At 67.1% G+C, this 18,405-nt stretch carries 20 protein-coding genes and 1 pseudogene; 7 read left to right on the top strand and 14 right to left on the bottom strand.

Annotation, left to right across the window (positions count from 1 at the left end; genetic code table 11):
- Positions 1 to 29: 29 nt before the first annotated feature.
- Genes VPH43_RS19725 through VPH43_RS19740 form a run of 4 tightly spaced genes read right to left on the bottom strand, consistent with a single transcriptional unit; the run spans position 30 to position 2,502 of the window.
- Complete coding sequence (locus VPH43_RS19725) at positions 30 to 464, bottom strand: ExbD/TolR family protein (protein ID WP_328579459.1); 435 nt, start codon at positions 462 to 464, stop codon at positions 30 to 32.
- Positions 465 to 474: 10 nt separating this feature from the next.
- Complete coding sequence (locus VPH43_RS19730) at positions 475 to 1,131, bottom strand: MotA/TolQ/ExbB proton channel family protein (RefSeq protein WP_328579460.1); 657 nt, start codon at positions 1,129 to 1,131, stop codon at positions 475 to 477.
- 13 nt (positions 1,132 to 1,144) lie between these two features.
- The gene (dapB, locus tag VPH43_RS19735; protein ID WP_328579461.1) at positions 1,145 to 1,945 is read right to left on the bottom strand and encodes a 4-hydroxy-tetrahydrodipicolinate reductase; all 801 of its coding nucleotides are present in this window, start codon (positions 1,943 to 1,945) and stop codon (positions 1,145 to 1,147) included.
- Positions 1,942 to 2,502 carry an outer membrane protein assembly factor BamE gene (locus tag VPH43_RS19740; RefSeq protein WP_328579462.1) on the bottom strand — a complete coding sequence of 187 codons (561 nt, stop codon included), beginning with the start codon at positions 2,500 to 2,502 and terminating at the stop codon, positions 1,942 to 1,944. The genes dapB and VPH43_RS19740 overlap by 4 nt, the downstream gene beginning before the upstream one ends.
- A gap of 74 nt (positions 2,503 to 2,576) precedes the next feature.
- Here VPH43_RS19740 and fur point away from each other — a divergent pair, with 74 nt between their 5' ends.
- Positions 2,577 to 3,035 (top strand): ferric iron uptake transcriptional regulator, encoded by a 459-nt coding sequence (gene fur / locus VPH43_RS19745; RefSeq protein ID WP_328579463.1) that lies wholly within the window; start codon positions 2,577 to 2,579, stop codon positions 3,033 to 3,035.
- Positions 3,036 to 3,120: 85 nt separating this feature from the next.
- Here the strand turns inward: fur and hprK are convergent, their stop codons facing one another.
- The 3 genes from hprK to hpf all read right to left on the bottom strand — a co-directional run bounded on the left by hprK (position 3,121) and on the right by hpf (position 5,243).
- Complete coding sequence (hprK, locus tag VPH43_RS19750; protein WP_328579464.1) at positions 3,121 to 4,074, bottom strand: HPr(Ser) kinase/phosphatase; 954 nt, start codon at positions 4,072 to 4,074, stop codon at positions 3,121 to 3,123.
- A gap of 133 nt (positions 4,075 to 4,207) precedes the next feature.
- Positions 4,208 to 4,678, bottom strand: a complete 471-nt coding sequence (locus VPH43_RS19755) for a PTS sugar transporter subunit IIA (protein WP_328579465.1) — start codon at positions 4,676 to 4,678, stop codon at positions 4,208 to 4,210.
- A gap of 223 nt (positions 4,679 to 4,901) precedes the next feature.
- Positions 4,902 to 5,243, bottom strand: a complete 342-nt coding sequence (gene hpf / locus VPH43_RS19760; RefSeq protein WP_328579466.1) for a ribosome hibernation-promoting factor, HPF/YfiA family — start codon at positions 5,241 to 5,243, stop codon at positions 4,902 to 4,904.
- A 480-nt stretch (positions 5,244 to 5,723) separates the two neighbouring features.
- Here hpf and corA point away from each other — a divergent pair, with 480 nt between their 5' ends.
- The 3 genes from corA to VPH43_RS19775 all read left to right on the top strand — a co-directional run bounded on the left by corA (position 5,724) and on the right by VPH43_RS19775 (position 8,034).
- Positions 5,724 to 6,701: a magnesium/cobalt transporter CorA gene (gene corA, locus VPH43_RS19765; RefSeq protein WP_328579467.1), complete on the top strand. Its 978-nt coding sequence runs from the start codon at positions 5,724 to 5,726 to the stop codon at positions 6,699 to 6,701.
- Positions 6,689 to 7,393 (top strand): HAD family hydrolase, encoded by a 705-nt coding sequence (locus VPH43_RS19770; RefSeq protein ID WP_328579468.1) that lies wholly within the window; start codon positions 6,689 to 6,691, stop codon positions 7,391 to 7,393. Before corA ends, VPH43_RS19770 begins: the two co-directional genes overlap by 13 nt.
- Before the next feature lie 131 nt (positions 7,394 to 7,524).
- Positions 7,525 to 8,034 carry a hypothetical protein gene (locus VPH43_RS19775; protein WP_328579469.1) on the top strand — a complete coding sequence of 170 codons (510 nt, stop codon included), beginning with the start codon at positions 7,525 to 7,527 and terminating at the stop codon, positions 8,032 to 8,034.
- Here the strand turns inward: VPH43_RS19775 and VPH43_RS19780 are convergent, their stop codons facing one another.
- Genes VPH43_RS19780 through VPH43_RS19790 form a run of 3 tightly spaced genes read right to left on the bottom strand, consistent with a single transcriptional unit; the run spans position 8,035 to position 11,404 of the window.
- The gene (locus VPH43_RS19780) at positions 8,035 to 9,315 is read right to left on the bottom strand and encodes a cyclopropane-fatty-acyl-phospholipid synthase family protein (RefSeq protein ID WP_328579470.1); all 1,281 of its coding nucleotides are present in this window, start codon (positions 9,313 to 9,315) and stop codon (positions 8,035 to 8,037) included.
- Positions 9,312 to 10,121, bottom strand: coding sequence for a DUF1365 domain-containing protein (locus VPH43_RS19785; RefSeq protein WP_328579471.1), 810 nt, complete (start codon positions 10,119 to 10,121; stop codon positions 9,312 to 9,314). The genes VPH43_RS19780 and VPH43_RS19785 overlap by 4 nt, the downstream gene beginning before the upstream one ends.
- Positions 10,118 to 11,404: an NAD(P)/FAD-dependent oxidoreductase gene (locus VPH43_RS19790; protein ID WP_328579472.1), complete on the bottom strand. Its 1,287-nt coding sequence runs from the start codon at positions 11,402 to 11,404 to the stop codon at positions 10,118 to 10,120. Before VPH43_RS19790 ends, VPH43_RS19785 begins: the two co-directional genes overlap by 4 nt.
- 472 nt (positions 11,405 to 11,876) lie before the next feature.
- Here VPH43_RS19790 and VPH43_RS19795 point away from each other — a divergent pair, with 472 nt between their 5' ends.
- Positions 11,877 to 12,746 (top strand): ferritin-like domain-containing protein, encoded by an 870-nt coding sequence (locus VPH43_RS19795; RefSeq protein ID WP_328579473.1) that lies wholly within the window; start codon positions 11,877 to 11,879, stop codon positions 12,744 to 12,746.
- 14 nt (positions 12,747 to 12,760) lie between these two features.
- Positions 12,761 to 13,072, top strand: coding sequence for a DMT family transporter (locus tag VPH43_RS19800; RefSeq protein WP_328579587.1), 312 nt, complete (start codon positions 12,761 to 12,763; stop codon positions 13,070 to 13,072).
- Positions 13,073 to 13,092: 20 nt separating this feature from the next.
- Here the strand turns inward: VPH43_RS19800 and VPH43_RS19805 are convergent, their stop codons facing one another.
- The 4 genes from VPH43_RS19805 to VPH43_RS19820 form a co-directional block, all read right to left on the bottom strand.
- On the bottom strand, positions 13,093 to 13,992 hold the full coding sequence (locus VPH43_RS19805; protein ID WP_328579474.1) for a hypothetical protein: 900 nt from the start codon (positions 13,990 to 13,992) through the stop codon (positions 13,093 to 13,095).
- Positions 13,993 to 14,005: 13 nt separating this feature from the next.
- A complete protein-coding gene (locus VPH43_RS19810) occupies positions 14,006 to 14,875 on the bottom strand; it encodes an ABC transporter ATP-binding protein (protein ID WP_328579475.1) in 870 nt (289 codons plus the stop codon).
- Positions 14,876 to 15,223, bottom strand: a complete 348-nt coding sequence (locus VPH43_RS19815; protein ID WP_328579476.1) for a GntR family transcriptional regulator — start codon at positions 15,221 to 15,223, stop codon at positions 14,876 to 14,878.
- Positions 15,224 to 15,756: 533 nt separating this feature from the next.
- Positions 15,757 to 17,361 carry a hypothetical protein gene (locus tag VPH43_RS19820; RefSeq protein WP_328579477.1) on the bottom strand — a complete coding sequence of 535 codons (1,605 nt, stop codon included), beginning with the start codon at positions 17,359 to 17,361 and terminating at the stop codon, positions 15,757 to 15,759.
- A gap of 193 nt (positions 17,362 to 17,554) precedes the next feature.
- On the opposite strand from VPH43_RS19820, the pseudogene VPH43_RS19825 reads away from it, so the two are divergent.
- Positions 17,555 to 18,274, top strand: a pseudogene (locus VPH43_RS19825) (IS3 family transposase); the annotation flags it as partial.
- Positions 18,275 to 18,405 lie beyond the last annotated feature (131 nt).

Consider the following 18,405-nt stretch of genomic DNA (forward strand, 5'->3'; position numbering starts at 1 on the left):
CCTGCGGGCGCCGCCTTTCGCGGCCGCTGTCAGCGCGGCGTGGTGGCGGCCGGCGGTGCTTCGGTGATGAAGCCGATGCGCGAAAGCCCCGCCTGCTGCACCCAGCCCAGCACCTCGGCCACCCGGCCGTACGGCACGGCACGGTCGGCTCGCAGCTGCACTTCCATCTGCGGGTTGGACTTGCCGGCGGCCTGGATGCGTGCGATGAAGGCGTCCTGCGGCAGCGCGTCCTCGCCCACGAAGAGCTGGCCCTGCGGATCGATGGCCACCGACAGGAACTGCGGCGCGTCGCTGGGCTTCGCCGCCTCGGCCTGCGGCAGGTCGAGCTTGAGGCTGGAGGTCATCAGCGGCGCGGTCACCATGAAGATCACCAGCAGCACCAGCATCACGTCGATCAGCGGCGTCATGTTGATGTCGCTCATCGGCTGCGGGCCGGTGGTGCGTTCGAGGCGACCGAAAGCCATTCCAGCCGCCTTAACGCTGCCCGGCGCGCTCGAGCATCATTTCGCGCAGGTCATGCGCAAAACCTTCGAGTTCGGCCTCGCTGCGGCCCACCCACTTGCCGAACACGTTGTAGGCCAGTACGGCGGGGATCGCCACCGCCAGGCCGGCGGCGGTCATCACCAGCGCCTCGCCCACCGGGCCGGCCACCTTCTCGACCGTGATGCTGCCCGAGCCCGCGATGCTGAGCAGTGCGTGGTAGATGCCCCAGACGGTGCCGAACAGGCCGACGAAGGGCGCGGTGCTGCCGATGGAGGCCAGCAGCACCTGGCCGAACTGCAGGTGGTGCAGCGAGCGGTGCAAGGCATCACGCAGGCGGCGCGTGAGCTGCGATTCCAGGTGGGCGCTGGTCTCCAGCGTGCCGCTGCCCGGCTGGGCCACGGCCGCGGCCACCAGCGGCTGCACGATCTGCTCGCGGTCCAGCTGCACCAGGCGTTCGCGCCCGGCGTCCAGCGACTCCGCGCTCCAGAAGGCGCCCACGGCGCGTTCGATGTCGCGGCCCGCGCGCTGCAGCACCCAGGCCTTCCACAGGATCACCACCCAGGCGCTGATCGACATGGCCAGCAGCAGCAGGGCCACCGTGCGGCCAATGGCGTCACTGCCGGACCAGAAATGGGCAAAACCGTCCATGCGATGGCGGGCTCTACAGCCCGAGAAGGTCGTTCATGCCGTACAGGCCGGGTGGCTGGCCGGCGAGGAAGCGCGCGGCACGCAGGCTGCCCTGGGCGTAGATCGCGCGGCTGGAGCTCTTGTGCGCGATCTCGATGCGCTCGCCCGTGCCGGCGAACAGCACGGTGTGGTCGCCCACGATGTCGCCGCCGCGCACGGTGGCAAAACCGATGGTGGACGGATCGCGTTCGCCGGTGACACCTTCGCGCCCGTAGACCGCGCAGGCCTGCAGGTCCCGGCCGAGTTCCTGGGCGATCACCTCGCCCATCGCCAGTGCGGTGCCGCTGGGTGCGTCCACCTTGTGGCGATGGTGCGCCTCGATGATCTCGATGTCATAACCCTGCGCCAGCGCCTTGGCGGCGGTCTGCAGCAGCTTGAGCACCACGTTCACGCCCACGCTCATGTTGGGCGACATGAAGACCGCCACCTCGCCGGCCGCAGCGGCGATCGCCGCCTTCTGGGTGTCGCTGAAGCCGGTGGTGCCGATCACGGCTTTCACGCCGAGCTCGCGGCACACCGCCAGGTGCGCCAGCGTGCCCTCCGGGCGGGTGAAGTCGATCAGCACCTGGGCTGGCCCCAAGCCGGCGCGCAGGTCGCTGGTGATCGCCACACCGGTGCTGCGGCCGCAGAACGCTCCCGCGTCCTGCCCGAGCGACGCACTGCCCGCCGTGTCCAGCGCGGCAGCCAGCGAACAATCGTCGGACTGCAGTACCGCGTCGATCAGCATGCGGCCCATGCGCCCGGAGGCGCCCGCGATGGCGACCGCCAGCGTCACGGCGCGGCTTCCAGCGGCGGGTAGGGGCGGTTGGGCCCGCTGGGCTGCGCTGCCGAGGCAGCGGTGTCGGGAGCCGCCACCGGGGGCGGCAGGGCCTTGCGCTGGTCTTCGGTGAGCTCCAGCGCCGGCGGGTTGCCGCGCGGCAGGTCCTTGCTGCGGGTGATGGAGGCCACGAACTCCTTTTCACTCGGCACTTCGGGGGCTTCCACCGACTTCAGCTGCTCACCGTCGAACAGCGCCACGATGCGGCGCTCCTGTGGCTCGGTGCCCTGGCGCTTGATGGTGAACACATAGTCCCAGCGGTCGGCGTGGAAGATGTCGGTGACCAGCGGCGAGCCGAGGATGTCGCGCACCTGCACGCGCGACATGCCCGGCTTCACCTGCGCCAGCTGCTCCTTGGTGACCACGTTGCCCTGCACGATCTCCACCCGGTAGGGCGTGATCACGCCGAGGATGCTGTCGGTGGACTGGAAGTAGGAAGCACAGCCGGCCAGCGAGGCGAGCCCCAGAAGCGCGGCCGCGGTGAGCGGGCCGGAAGCGTTGATGCGTTGTGGCATAGGGCGTTGGGACTATGATCGAACGATTCTATCCGGCCGCTTCTGCGCAACCGGTGCTTGCCAGACCCTTCATCATGCCCGTGCGCCCTCCGCATTCCGCCCCGGCCACCCACGCCGACGACCTCAAGAGCAGTGGCCTGAAGGCCACGCTGCCCCGCATCAAGATCCTGGAGGTCTTCCAGAAGGCGGAGCAGCGGCACATGACCGCGGAAGACGTGTTCAAGGCGCTGCTGCAGGAAAACTCCGACATCGGCCTGGCCACGGTGTATCGCGTGCTGATGCAGTTCGAGCAGGCCGGGTTGCTGACCCGCAGCCACTTCGAATCGGGCAAGTCGGTGTTCGAGCTCAACGAGGGCCAGCACCACGACCACCTGGTGTGCCTGACCTGCGGGCGCGTCGAGGAGTTCTACGACCCGGAGATCGAGAAGCGCCAGCGGGCCATCGCACAAAGCCGTGGCTTCGAGCTGCACGACCACGCGCTGTCGCTCTATGCGGCGTGCAACAAGAAGGACTGCGTCCACCGGCCGAAATGAAGCCCCCGCGTGCGGAGTACCGCCCGCACCCCCCGAGGGGGCCAGCGCGAGCTTGGGAGCGGCCCGGCGCTCGGGCTGGCGGCCGTTATTCGGTGCCGCGCTCCATCGCGCGCTGGTGGCGCTGGATGAATTCGTTGTAGGTGTCGATGCCGCGCAGCTGCAGGATGGTGTTGCGCACCGCGGCTTCCACCAGCACCGCGAGGTTGCGGCCGGCGTCCACGGCGATCACCACCTTGCGCACCGGCATGCCGAGGATGTCCTCGTACAGCGGCTCGTAGGGCAGGCGCTCGAACTCGCGCTCCATCGTCTCCTTGCGCACCAGGTGCACGATGAGCTTCAGGCGCATCTTCCGGCGCACGGCCGTCTCACCGAAGATCGCCTTGATGTCCAGCAGGCCGATGCCGCGTACTTCCAGCAGGTTCATCAGCAGCTCGGGGCAGCGGCCTTCGAGCGCGGTCTGCGAGATGCGGTAGAGGTCCACCGCGTCGTCGGCCACCAGGCCGTGGCCGCGCGAGATCAGCTCCAGCCCCAGCTCGCTCTTGCCCAGGCCGGATTCGCCGGTGAGCAGCACGCCCAGGCCGAGGATGTCCATGAACACGCCATGGCGGGTGGTGCGGTCGGCAAACAGCAGGCTCAGGTAATCGCGCACCACGTCGATCACATGGCCGGCGGACTCGGCGGTGACGAACAGCGGGATGTCGGCCCGGTCGCAGATCGCCACCAGGCGGTCGGGCGGGGTCTGCTTGTCCGCCACGATGATCACCGGCGGCTCCAGCGCGACGATGCGCGAGATGCGGCGCTCCTGGTCGTCGTGCGAATCGCGGCTCAGGTAGGCCACTTCGCGCTGGCCCACGATCTGCACCCGGTAGGGGTGGATGTAGTTGAGGTAGCCCACCAGGTCGGCCGAGGAGCGGGCCTCGCGCACCGCGGCTTCGTCGAAGCGGCGCTCAGGATGGGCATGCCCGGCGATCCATTCCCAGCGCAAGGCGGGGCGGTGCGCCTCGAACAGCGCCTCCGCACTGATCGAAGTGGGTTTCATGTGAGCCCCCGGCCGTCTGGCGGCCGCCCCCCGTGGGGGATCGAATCACGGCCGGGCAACCGGTCCGTGATCCGCTCGTCTTTCACCATCGCCCCTGGCCGCTGCGCGGCCTGTCCCCGAGGGCACGTGGGACTCATGCGACGGATTTCAGCGGTTCCCAATCGGAGATCAGCTTGTGCAGGGTGGCCGCGTCGGGTTCGGTCTTCAGGCGCTCGCGCAGCTCGCGGTCCGACAGCAGCTCGGCGATCTCGGACAGGATTTCCAGGTGGCGCTGGGTGGCCGCCTCGGGCACCAGCAAAAAGATCAGCAGGCTGACCGGTTCGTCGTCGGGTGCGTCGAAGGGAATCGGCTGCTGCACGCGCAGCACCGCCGCCAGCGGATTCTTCAGGCCCTTGATGCGGCCGTGCGGAATGGCCACGCCATGCCCCAGGCCGGTGGAGCCCAGGCGCTCCCGCGCGAAGAGGTTGTCCGAGACGGTGGCGCGGGCGATCGTGTGCTGGTTCTCGAACAGCAGGCCTGCATGCTCGAACGCTCGTTTCTTGCTGGTCGCGTCCACGTTCACCAGCACGTTGCTGGCAGGCAGGATGGCGGCGAGACGGTTCATGGATCGGTTTCCCCCGCATCGCTGGTGCCCTGTTGGGGCGCCACGACCGGAAACGAACAAGGGAACAGATTATAGGAATACCCCCATTGGGGGGAAGCGTGCACGATCCTGCAAACAGGGTGTGTTGCGGGATGGCTGCACGCGTGCACAACGGGAAGCTGTGCATTTCGGCATACAAAAAAGCGGCCCGAAGGCCGCTCTTGTCGAGATGCAATGCCGTGTTTCAGACGGTGCTGGCGTCGATGCGCTTGGCGGTGGCGTGGTGGTGGTCCTGCACACGGTCCTTGTGGCGGCAGACCTGGCGGTCCAGCTTGTCCATCAACTGGTCGATGGCGGCGTACAGATCCTCATGGGACTGTTCCACGAAGATGTCCCTGCCCTTGACGTGCAAAGTGACTTCCGCGCGCTGGCGTCGTTCCTTCTCCTTGAGCTTCTCCACTGTCAGCAGAACGTTGATGTCGACCACCTGCTCGAAGTGACGCGTGACGCGGTCTAGCTTGGTGACCACGTACTCGCGCAGGGCCGGGGTGACTTCCAGGTGATGTCCGCTGATCGTCAGGTTCATCAGGTCCTCCTTTCGGGACGTTGAGGGAGACGGAAGAGACAAGAAGGAATGCAGGGGAAGAAGAGGCGGGGAAGGGGAAGAAGGGGTGCGAAGGCGAGGCTTGCAGGTAGCGGTGGACCGCAGTCCGTTGGAACCAGCGTACCCCGATCGGCCCGAGGTGACAAGCCGATGCCGCAGTGGATCGCTGGTGCTTTTGATTTGCCCTGGCGGCAATGCGAATTCCTGCGTGAAACCGTCCGAAAAGGCCTCGCTCCCAGCGCCGGCGCACAGCCATAGCGCGGCCCAATGAGACATAATTCTGCGATTCCATTTTTGGAGTTCGTCTTGGACCAGAGTCACCCTCGGTGACCGTCCGCTCCAGCGCGTGATGCCCGCCATCACTGCGGCGGGGTGAGGCGGTTCACCGGCACACCATCACCCCACACCCCACCAGGTAGCCCACGCGGTCAGCGTGCCAGGCAGCCCGGCGTTGGAGACAGCATGCTCAACGTGTTCACCCTGGACAACGGCCGCCTCTCGGGCCGCCCGCTCCAGGACGACGATCTGGACAATCCCGACGCGCTGGCCGATGTGCGGCCGGTCTGGGTGGACCTCGAATCCCCGTCGGCCGCCGAAAAGCGCTGGATCGCCAGCCGCTTCGGGCTCACGATTCCCGACGACATCGTCGACGACGACCTGGAAGAGTCCGCCCGCTTCTACGAGGAAGACAACGGCGAGTTGCACATCCGCTCGGACTTCCTCATCGACGACGACATCACGCCGCGCAACGTGCGAGTGGCCTTCATCCTGCACAACAAGGTGCTGTTCTCGATCCACGACGAGGACCTGCCGGTGTTCCGGCTGCTGCGCCTGCGGGCGCGCCGCATCCCGGCCCTGATCGAGGACGCGAAGGACGTGCTGCTCAAGCTCTACGACGCCGACGCGGAGTACTCGGCCGATGCGCTGGAAGGCATCTACGACGCGCTGGAAAAGGTGAGCGAGCAGGTGCTCAAGCAGCAGGTCTCCGACCAGGAAGCCGGGGCCGTGCTGTCGGCCGTGGCCAAGGAGGAGGACCTGAATGGCCGCATCCGCCGCAACGTGATGGACACCCGCCGCGCGGTGAGCTTCATGATGCGCAGCCGCATGCTCAACGCCGAGCAGTTCGAGGAGGCGCGGCAGATCCTGCGCGACATCGACTCGCTCGACTCGCACACCGCGTTCCTGTTCGACAAGATCAACTTCCTGATGGACGCCACCGTCGGCTTCATCAACATCAACCAGAACAAGATCATCAAGATCTTCTCGGTGGCCTCGGTGGCGCTGCTGCCGCCCACCCTGATCGCCAGCATCTACGGCATGAACTTCAAGGGCATCCCGGAGCTGGACTGGGCCCTGGGCTACCCGTATGCGCTGGGCCTGATGGTGGTGTCGATCGCGGCACCGTTCATCTACTTCCGGCGCAAGGGGTGGCTGCGGTGATAGCCGGCCTGCGTGCAATCACGCTCGACCTGGACGACACGCTGTGGCCGATCGAACCCGCCATCGCGCGCGCCGAAATCGCGCTGCACGACTGGCTGGCGCGCCATGCGCCGGCGGTGGTGCAGCGGTATGACCGCATCGCGCTGCGGGCACTGCGCGACCGCGTCGCCGAGCAGCGGCCCGACTGGGCGCACGACTTCACCCGCATCCGCCATCACAGCATCGGGCTGGCGCTGGCCGACTGCGGCCATGACCCGGCGCTGGCGGATGCTGCCTTCGAGGCCTTCTTCGCTGCCCGCAACGAGCTTCTGCTGTACGAGGAAGTGGAGGCCGCCCTCACGGCGCTGGCCACGCACTATCCGTTGATGGCGCTGACCAATGGCAATGCCGATCTGCGCCTGGCCGGCGTGGCACAGCACTTCGTCGGCTCGGTGTCGGCACGCGAGTTCGGTGTGGGCAAGCCCGACCCACGCATCTTCCATGAAGCGTGCCGCCGGCTGGGCGTGGCGCCGCATGAGGTGCTGCATGTGGGTGACGACTGGATGCTGGACGTTGAGGGCGCCCGCGCCGCCGGCCTGCATGCCGCCTGGCTGTGCCGCACGCCCGCCGCGGCAGTGCGCGATGCCGAGGTGTGGACGATTGCGCACCTGGGTGAGCTGGTGGATCGGCTCGTTCCGTCGGTAACGAATTGAACGCGCTGGACGCGTGAGCTTGTTGACAAAGGCAGCGCCGACTCCTGCCGTTGGAGGATGTGTTTTTCGGCGGCACCCCCTAGAGTGAACTCATGCGGGAACGGAGGCTTGTCCCGCGAGGAGAAGTGCTCATGGACCGTCGTCACACCTACACCGTCACCCGCGAAGCGACCCAGCGCCTGCGCTGGCGCGTGGTCGGGGCCCTGGCCGCGCTGGCCATCGGCAGCCTGGTCGCCTGGAAGCCGGCGCATGCGCAGTTCCACGCCGCGCCCACGCCGGTGCAGGTGGCCACGGCGGCCCTGTCCGATGCGGACACGGACCGCAGCTACCGGCGCGACGGGGCGCGCCATCTGTACGCCAGCTACCCGCAGCACATCCACAAGGGCAAGCTGCCGCCGCTGATGTACGCCGTGGCCATCACCGAGACCGAGATCGACGAAAACGGCCACGTGGTCAACGCCGTGATGGTGCGCGAACCCGCGGCCGCCAAGGAAGTGTCGCCCTGGGTGCTGGACATGATCCGCAAGGCCGCGCCGTATCCCAAGCCCGCCAGGATGGGTCGCGTGAAGTACACCGACATCTGGCTGGTGGACAAGAGCGGCAAGTTCCAGCTCGACACGCTGACCGAGGGTCAGCGCTGATCAGGGCTTGCGCAGCGTGAACTGCACGACGTCGGTGTTGCCGGCGTCGAAGGCGGCTTCGCAGTAGGCGAGGTAGAACGACCAGATGCGCAGGAAGCGGGTGTCGAAGCCCAGCTCGCGCACCGCGGCCTCGCGCGCCGTGAACCGCTGGCGCCAGCGCCGCAGTGTTTCGGCGTAGTCGCCGCCGAACGCGAGCTCGTTCACGACCTCCAGGCCGGCTTTCAGAGCCTGCTCACGAAACGCGGTGCGGCTGGGTAGCAGGCCACCCGGGAAGATGTACTGCTGGATGAAGTCGCTGCCCCCTACATAGCGCTCGAACAGGTCGTCGCGGATCGTGATGGTCTGGATGCAGGCATGCCCGCCGGGCTTGAGCTGGTGCTGCAGCAGGTTGAAGAACTGCGGCCAGTACGCCCGCCCGACGGCCTCGAACATCTCCACCGACACGATCGCGTCGTAGGGCCCGTCGTCCACATCGCGGTAGTCCTGCAGCCGCAGGTCCACCTGTTGCGCCACGCCGGCCTCGTGCAGGCGCTGGCGTGCGAAGGCCAGTTGCTCGGTGGACAAGGTGACACCGGTGACCCGGGCTTCCAACGCCAGGGCGGCACATTCGGCCAGCGCGCCCCAGCCGCAGCCCAGCTCCAGCAGGCGTCCGCCGCGCGGCAGCCGGCATTCGGCCAGCGCCCGCTGCCATTTGGCCAGCTGCGCCTGCTCCAGCGGCTGGCCGGTGTCGCCGTTGAACCAGGCGCTCGAATAGCTCATGCCGCCGTCCAGCCACAGCTGGTAGAAGGCATTGCCCAGGTCGTAGTGCGCGTGCACATTGCGCCGGCTGCCCGCGCGCGAGTTGCGGTTCAGCAGATGCCGCCCGCGGTGCAGCAGGCGACCCCACCAGCGGCCATAGACCAGGCCTTCCAGGGTGTCCCGGTTGGTGACGAACAGGCGCAGCAGGGCGCTGAGGTCGGGTGTGCTCCAGTCGCCCGCGATGAAGGATTCGGCGAAGCCGATATCGCCGGATGCAAGCGCCGCGGCGCAGACGTTCCAGTTGTGCAATCGGATGCTGGCACGCAGCCCCGGCTGCCTGCGCCCGCCAAGACACAGCTGTTGCCCGCCGGGCAGCTCGACCGCCAGGCTGCCGTGCGGCAGCTCGTTCATCAGCCGCAGGACATGGCGGGCCCCGGCCGGTGCGCCGGCCAGGGCGGCGGAAGTGGCGGAGGATGTGGCGGAGGATGTGGCGGAGGATGTGGCGGAAGTGGCAGGGATGTCGGCAGCGTGGGTCGTCATCATCGGGACACCGGGGCATCGGGTGGTGGCGGTTTGGAAAACCAGCGCACGCGCCGGGTCCACAGCTGCAGCGCCTGCCAGTGGATGCGGACGATCACGCCCAGCGTCATCCACGGCATGCGCCAGAACGCGGCCCGCACGCGGCTGGCGGTCAGCGGCTGCAGGCTGCCGCTGATGCTGGTGCTCAGCAGCAGGCCTTGCATGTCGTGGTGGTCGATACGCACCACGCTGCGCGCTGGATGCGCTGCGTTGCCGGCCCGGCCGGCGCGCATGAAGCGGAAACGGTAGTGGCCTTCGACCCTGCAGAACGGCGACACATGGAAGACCTTCGCCGCCCGCAGCTCGGCGCCAAAGGCCAGCTGCGGCCCGGTGAGCAGGTAGCAGTGGCGCTCGCCGAAGGTGTTGTTCACCTCCACCACGATGGCCGCCAGGCTGTCGTCGGCGCGGTGGCAGTACCAGAAGCTCACCGGCTTGAAGGCATACCCCAGCACCCTGGGATAGCACTGCAGCCACACCTCGCCGCCGGCGTCGGCGATGCCTTCATCGCGCAGCAGCCGGTCGATCCAGGCCAGGCAGTCGGTGCCGCCGTCGCCGTGGTCGGCGTCGTGGAAGCTGACCAGGCCGAAGCGGTTGCGCGGCAGGCCCGGCACGCCCTGCGGGCGCAGGCTGCGCAGCGGCAGCAGTACGAAATAGCCGGGATACGCAAAACGGTGCTCCACCGGCCGCAGCCGGTGATGGCGCACGCTGCCGATGCCAAGCAGCGGCTGGGCGGCCGCGATGCAGCCACCGGGCGGGTGGAGCTCGCTCATGCGGCCCGGGCCGGTGCCTGCGACTCGCGCTGCAGCAGTGCCTCGGCCACCATCAGGCCGGAGCGCAAGCCGTCCTCGTGGAAGCCGTAGCGTGTCCAGGCGCCGCAGTACCAGAGGCCGCCCACCCCCTGCACGGTGTGCAGCTGGCGCTGGGCCGCGATGGCGGCCGCGTCGAACACCGGGTGCTCGTAGGCGTATTCGCCCAGCACGCAGCCGGGCCGTGGCTCGCGCACCGGGTTGAGCGACACGATCACCGGCGTGCGCCAGGGCAGCGGCTGCAGGCGGTTGATCAGGTAGTGCAGGCACACGCCGGCCTCTTCGCGGGCCGTGCTGGCCGCCCGTTCGTAGTTCCAGGCGGCCCAGGCCAGGCGCCGGCGCGGCAGCAGGGTGCTGTCGGTGTGCAGCACCGCCCGGTTGGGGTGGTAGCGCACGGCGCCCAGCAGCGCGCGCTCGCCCGCCGACGCGTCGGGCAGCAGCGCCAGGCTCTGGTCGCTGTGGCAGGCCAGCACCACGTCGTCGAAGTCCTCGCTGCGGCCATCAGTGTGCACGCGCACGCCCCCCTGCGCCAGCCGTTCCACCCGGCGCACCGGTGTGTTCAGGCGGGTGTCGGGCAGCCGGCTCACCAGTGCCTGCACGTACTGTCGCGAGCCGCCCTGCACGGTGTGCCATGGCGGCCGGCCGTTCACCTGCAACAGGCCGTGGTTGTGGCAAAAGCGGATCAGCGTGCCGATCGGGAAGTGCAGCATCTGTTCCGTCGGGCAGGACCAGATGCTCGCGACCATCGGTAAGAAGTACCCCTCGCGGAATTCTTTGCTGAAGCGATGGTCTTGCAGGAAGTCGCCGATCGGCATCTGCAGGCGGGCCTCCTGCTCCGCTTGTGCCAGCGCCGTGGCCAGCCGGTTGAAGCGCAGCAGGTCGGCCAGCATGCGCCAGAAGCCTGGCCGCAACAGGTTGCGGCGCTGGGCGAACACACTGTTGAGGGTGCTGCCGCTCCACTCCAGGCCGCCCGCCTGGACCGAGAACGACATGTCGGAGGGCGCGGTGCGGACCGCCAGGCTGCCGAACAGCCGGATCAGCTCGGGATAGGTGCGTTCGTTGAACACCAGGAAGCCGGTGTCCACGCCGTGCGTCTGCCCCTCAAGGGTGATGTCCACCGTGTGGGCGTGGCCGCCGAAATGCCGGCCGGCCTCGTAGACGGTGACCCGTGCGTGGGGCGCCAGCGCATGGGCAGCGCCCAGGCCCGCCACGCCGGAGCCGACGATGGCGACCGTGCGGGCGGCCACCTCAAAACCCCCGCGCGCATGAAAAAGGGGTACCGCCTCTGGCGGTACCCCGGGTCATAAAGAAAGCTACGCAGCGCCCCTGAGCGAAGGAGGGAGGGAGGGAGGAGGAGGAGAAGCGCTCCGGGATTTCAGCCAGTGAACCTGGAAGGCTGCGCAGCGAGTAATCAGTCGGGCCCTCCGCCCGCAATGCAACACAGGCAAAAGCCGTGCCGCATGCCGGTCTGACCTGCGGGCCTCGCTCGAGTTCCACGGCTTTGCAACGAATCGTCGCAGAGCCCTTGCCCAGGACGCTGGTGTGCTGGAAGTCCGTCTGGCGCATGCCGATCTCCCTGGTGTGTGCTTGTTGTACGCGCTCGCGGGCCGGCCGGATGCGCACCCCGGACCGGCGGTTGCCACATGCGGGTATGTGCGCTTGTCATATCGCATTGGAAAGCGCCACCTAGAATACCGGGTTGCGCCTGCAAGGAAATTTATGCTCTATCCCGAACTCTTCAAACAGCTGGAAGCCGTGCGTTGGAACATGGACAAGGACATTCCTTGGGCCCAGTTCGATGCGAGCAAGCTCTCGGAGGAACAGGCACAGACCATCAAGATGAACGCCATCACCGAGTGGGCGGCGCTGCCGGCCACCGAGATGTTCCTGCGCGACAACAAGGACGACAGCGACTTCTCCGCCTTCATGAGCGTGTGGTTCTTCGAGGAGCAGAAACACTCGCTGGTGCTCATGGAGTACCTGCGCCGCTTCCGGCCCGACCTGGTGCCCACCGAAGCCGAGCTGCACGAAGTGCGCTTCGAATTCGACCCGGCGCCCGCGCTCGAGACCCTGATGCTGCACTTCTGCGGCGAGATCCGGTTGAACCACTGGTACCGGCGCGCGGCCGAATGGCACACCGAGCCGGTGATCAAGGCGATCTACGAAACCCTGGCCCGCGACGAGGCCCGCCATGGCGGCGCCTACCTGCGCTACATGAAGCGCGCGATGCAGAAGTTCGGCGACGAGGCCAAGGCGGCGTTCGCCAAGGTGGGCGTGCTGATGGCCAGCGCCCGCCGCACGGCGCAGGCGCTGCACCCCACCAACCTGCACGTGAACGAGAAGCTCTTCCCGCGCGACACCATCCAGAGCCGCCTGCCCGACCCGAGCTGGCTGGAAGAGTGGCTGGACAAGCAGATCCAGTTCGACGCCGTGTGGGAGAACAAGGTCGTCGAACGCATCCTGCACAACATGAGCCTGCTGATGGAACGCAGCTTCGCCAGCGTGCAGGAGCTCAACCGCTTCCGCAAGGAAGTGACGCAGCGCCTGGCCGCTGCGGCCGGCGGCACCCCGGGCGCGCAGCCCGTTTGAGCCCCAACCCGTCGCTGGCCTGGCTGCTGCTGGTGGCCGCTGGCGTGTTCGAGGTGGCCTGGGCGCTGGGCCTGAAGACCACCGACGGCTTCACCCGCCCGCTGCCCACCGTGTTGACGCTGGCCGCCATGGGCGCCAGCGTCGGCCTGCTCGGCCTGGCGGTGAAGCAGCTGCCGATCAGCACCGCCTACGCGGTGTGGACCGGCATCGGCGCGGTCGGCACCGCGCTGCTGGGCGTGTGGTGGCTGGGCGAGGCGATGACACCGCTGAAGGCCGCGAGCCTGGCGCTGATCACGCTGGGGCTGGTCGGCCTCAAACTCGGCTGAAGCGCCCCCGGCAAAGCGCGTCAGGCAGCGCGGCGGCGCAGCTGCACCAGCGCAGCAAAGCTCGCGATGCCCACCACCATGGCAAACAGGAACAGCGGGCTGGCCAGGTCGCGCACCGCCATCAGCGCATCGTGCGCCACCCATTCGGGGAACATGGCGAGCACGTCCGTGATGTGCTCACCGTTCTTGCCGATCCTGACCTCCATGTCGGGCTCCTGGTTCTTCACATGCAGCAGGGCCTGGCCGGCGTGTTGCACCAGCGCGCCCAGGGTGTCGCCTACCACGGTGATGCCGTAGAGCTTGTCGAGCACCAGGCCGCCAATGCCCGCCGTGGCCACGACCACGGGCACGCCCCAGCGCTTCAAAGCCGCCGACGCGACCATCGGCACGAGCAGCAGCGGCGCGATCCACAGCGTGGCCAGGCACAGCCCGAACAGCAGGCGGGCAAAGCCCGCGAGGCCGGTGGCAGCAAGCACGCCCCAGGACATGTGGGCCCAGGCGCCCGGGCCGAGCACCACACCCACGAGTGCGACGCCCACCACCAGGCTGGACACGAAGCCCACGCACACCGCCAGCAGCGGCACCAGCAGGCCATGCATCACCAGGGTGGCCCCCACGCTGGCGGAGTGGCTCACCGGCAGCGAGGACCAGAACTCGATGGACCGGTCCTGCGTGTCGCGTCGTGCCAGGCCGGGCAGCTGCAAGGCCATGGCGATCCACACGATGGACGACACCAGCCCCGTCACCGCGGCCATGGCAATCGCCATGATCATCGTCGGCTCCTTGGGGTCGGCCTGCACGCCCGGCGCAAACAGGATGGTGAGCAGCAGCAGCAGGGGCGGCACGCCCATCAGCACCAGGTAGCCGCGGCGGTGCTGCATCCATTCGCGGCGCAGCAGGGTCGGGAATCGGGATGTCATCGTGATCTCCTTGTCAGACCGTGCGATTGAGTTCGGGTGCCCGCGTGAGCGCCACGAACAGGTCCACCAGGTTGGGGCGGAAGCGCTGGCCTAGCTGGGCCACATGCTCCGGGGGCGGGCCGTCGAACAGCGCGGCCGACTGGCCGCCCTGCCGGTATCGCAGCAGCGGATGCGCCGCGGCCACCTGCTCGGCCAGGGCCGCGTCGTGGCTCAACGCGACGAAGCGACGGTCAATCTCCTCCAGGCTGATGTTCAGCACCATGCGGCCCTCGTTGAGCATCATCACGTCGGAGAGCAGGGCCTCGATCTCCTCGATCTGGTGGGTGGAGATCAGCACGCTGCGCTCGCCGTCGCACCATTCGTCGATCAACATCTCGTAGAAGGCCTTGCGCGACAGCACGTCCAGCCCGAGCGTGGGCTCGTCCAGGATCATGAGCCGGGCGTCGATCGCCGCCACCAGCGCCAGGTGGGTCTGCACCACCATGCCCTTGGACAGCGACTTCACCTTGTCATTGAGGGTGACGCTGGTGCGTGAAAGCAGCGTGCGGGCGCGCTCTGCGGAAAAGCGCGGATGCAGCCCGCTCATCAGGCTGATGAGTTCATGCACACGCGCCCAGCGCGGCAGCACCGCCACGTCGGGGATGTAGCACAACGATTCCAGCAGCTTCTCGCGCTCGCGCATCGGGTCCAGCCCCAGCACCCGCAGCTGGCCGTCGCCGGCCTTCAGGCCCACCAGCGCCTTCATCAGGGAGGTCTTGCCCGCGCCGTTGTGGCCCAGCAGCCCCACCACGCGGCCCTTGGGCACCGTGAAGCTCAAGCCATCCACGGCGGTCTTGCTGCCGTAGCGCAGCGTGAGGTCGCGTGCTTCGATGAGGGTGTCCATTCAAGCCTCCCAATCCAGGTCATTCGGTGTGATGCCCAGCCGCTTCAGGCGCGCGGCCAGTTGCGGCCATTCTTCCTGCAGGAAGCGCTCGCGTTCGCTTTTTCGCAGGCGCTGGCGGGCGCCGGACTGCACGTACATGCCAATGCCGCGCCGGCTTTCCACCAGGCCGTCGTCCACCAGGGACTGCAGCGCCCGGCTCACCGTGAGCGGGTTGATCAGGTAGCGGCTGGCCAGCGCGCGCACGGAGGGCATCGCTTCGCCCTCGGGCGGCTCCCCGTCCAGCAGCTGCGCCGCCAGGCGGTCCGCCAGCTGCCGGTAGATGGGCAGGGTATCGCTCCAGGTGTGCATGGGTCGATCCGAGTGGTGTGTTGCTGATGTAGCACACCATAGCGGTGAGCCCGCCGTTCCCGAAGCGGCAGGCGATGAACTGCAGCCTGGGCGGGATGAGACGGAAAGCGGCCGGACAGGCCGCTCAGGGCTTCCTGGCTGTCGGTTTGCGCTGAATTTGGAACTGTTTGCGCTTAAGCTTGAATTCGCCGTCGACCTCGGCGCGTGCCCCCTAGGGGCCGGTCAGAGACCACAGCTTCCAGCCGCCGCGGTCCGCCTACGCCCCGCCAACCGCTGCGGCTACGTTCGGGCCAAGTTCTATACCGTCAGATCTGGAAGTACTTCAGCAGGGAGCGAGTTACGAAATGGTGTTTCCTACGGAGAGGCTTATCTGGGAGCATGCCGAGACGAGGGTGAAGCAATTTGACTACTGCGCGGCGACCAAGCTACAGGAGCGTCGAGCCATAGGTTCAGGTGGCCGCCAGCAGCTTGGCGCAGTTCAGTCGAACGACAAAGTGGCATCTAGGCAAGGCACGGGAGAAACCCGCTCTCTGTCATTTCAGCTGCCTGATGCGTTCTTGTAGGGCTAGCGCCATAGGCATGTTCTTGGCAGCCAGTGCCGCCGCAATTTCGACGAGCCCCTGCCGCGCAACTGGTTCTCGCGACAGCGCCTGTGCGTCCGCACCTAGCGCAACCGCGACCAGCTCCAATAGCGCGTCCCCCGTGTCATCTCGACGCCAGCCACCTTCCCGTTCGCCCGTCGTGAGCATGGCGGCGATCCAAGCAATGCCGTCGAGTCGGATTGGGGCGCCGAAATTTGATGCCAGGAAGTAGGAGAACCTGGTGAGGTTCTCGTCGTCGCGAGTCAGGTGCGCTTCGGCCCAGCGTTTGTAGACGTCCTTCATCCGCAGAGCTGCACCTGCATCAAGCTTGCAGAGAGTCTCTTCGTTTCCAAAGCCAAGCAAGTCACCAATCAGGCGCTCGCCGTGGAACCAGAGGCGAGGTAGAGACCAGTTGGCTGCAAGCCCATATTCCGCCATGCCGCGCCACACAGTCTCAAAGCGAGTCGGATCTGAGCCTTGTCCCAGGAGCAAAAAGAAGCTACTTATGAAGTGGCGCAGCGCGTAGTGCGCGGCTGGCCCGTGATTGAGAACTGGCTCCCAGACCTCGCGGTTGTCAGTGGCCGAGGCCGTGGTGGACAACGCCGCGAGTTTTTGGAGGACGTTGTATCCGAGGTTCTGGCTGGGCAAGTCGTATTCGCCGCGGTCTTCTCGGCGCGCCTTGGCGCGTGTGGCGTCGTAGTTCCAGATGCGGGTCGTCAGGCGCGCATCCAGCTTGAGGTCGCCGGTGCCAGCGCCCGCGATGAGCCAGTTGAAGAGGATGTCGAGGATTTGACTGTCAAGTGGTAGCCCTCGATCACGCTTCGGCTTCCCGAGCCACTTACGATCTCCGGCCTTGTACTTGCGCACCCTGCTTCGATAGTCCAGCCGTTTGAGGCCAGCGACGACGCGGTCGAGATCGAGTTGCTCCGGGTTCGTACAGGAGTCTCGGAGAGGTAGCCGCCGCAGTCTCGCCAACCATCGCGACCAAATCCGCTCATCACGTTCGTCATCGCCATGCTTTGGAGTAAGCATGCTCAAGCCTGCCCAGAGCAAACCCACGCGCAGCAGTCTCCACCACGCGGTGCCAAGCTGCTCCCGATGGGCGTAGGCGATATCAACGACGACGGTGGCCGCGTACAGGTCACCGCTCGTCAGTAGCCGCAGGACGGCGCTTTCCCATTCTTCGGCCCCGGAACCATCACCATTCGCAAGCCACAGGCGCATGACCGCGTGTGTCACGAATTTCAGTTCGTCATAACGAATCCCATTTCGCCGCTCGCGAAGAGCTTTCGCCGTGGACGCGACCTCTGCTATCCCAGCCCGTACGACTTCGTAGGCGCGCTTCTGAGCCTCTGGGTTGCCGGTCAGCCAATCGCTTCCAAGGGCGACGAGGGTGCCAGCCGTAGCGAAGCGGCATCTCAGCTTTGCGCTCTTGTCATCATCGTCAGTTTCAGCGTCGCACCCCTTGAAGCAGCTGGAAGAGGTAGGCGGCTTCCCCGTCGGCCAGCTGCGTTCCGCGTCGAAGCAATTGTTCGCACTGATTCGGAACCAGAACATGCTGGATGGATGGAGCGCTTTCGGCTTGCCACGAGTGCACCTCAGCGACTAGTCCCTCAGGGCAGACGAAAGGTGTCGCTTCGATGCCCGTGTCGGGGTCCATGACGCTCGGATAGTTGGCGCGGTCGAGCCTGGCAAAGAGAAGCTTGGACTCCAGCGCCTCCTTTGGATCTTCTGGAAGCTTCCAGGTTGGGATGCGCCGGTCATCGAGGCCATGAGGGCGCTGTCGGCGCAGTACCCGCGCTACGGCTACCGGCGCATCCGCATCTTCTTGCGGCGTCAAGGCTTCGAGCTGAGCTGGTCGCGCACGCACCGCCTGTGGCGCAAGGCCGGCCTGCTGCTGCCCAAGAAGCGGCCACGCCGGCGCATTGCCAGCGCAAGGCCGCGTCCGTTCACACCCTTCAAGGCCAACACCGTCTGGGCCTACGACTTCGTCTTCGATACCACCGCCGAAGGTCAACAGATCAAGTGCCTGACCGTGATCGACGAGTACACAAGAGAGTGCCTGGCCATCGACGTCGCCGGGTCGATCCGTTCCAAGCGCGTAGTGAACGTACTCTCGCGCCTGGTCAGCCTGCATGGAGCGCCGCTGTTCCTGCGCTCGGACAACGGGCCCGAATTCGTCAGCCGTGCCCTGCTGGAGTGGATCAGCCAGTCGGGCATCGCCACAGCGCTGAACGACCCCGGCAAGCCCTGGCAGAACGGCGCCGACGAAAGCTTCAACGGCAAGTTCCGCGACGAATGCCTGTCGCTGGAATGGTTCCGCTCGCGCCGCGAGGCCGCCGTGGTCATCGAGGCTTGGCGGCGCCACTACAACACCGTGCGACCGCACAGCAGCCTGGATTACATGACGCCGCACGAGTTCAAGCAGCACAATCCCGTTCACCCCAACCGAGCCGTCTTACAGGAATGAGTGGCTCGAAAAAGCCGAGCAGGTCAGCGATGCCCTGTATTCGGCGATCTGTGCTGCCCACATCGCAAACCGAGTCGTCCGTGGCCTCCCCGAAACGTGACGCCCCCAACGCGGGGGATGCAGACAGCAAA

Origin of the sequence: Ideonella sp. BN130291, assembly GCF_036231905.1 — a bacterium.
Classification (GTDB): domain Bacteria; phylum Pseudomonadota; class Gammaproteobacteria; order Burkholderiales; family Burkholderiaceae_C; genus CAMLIZ01.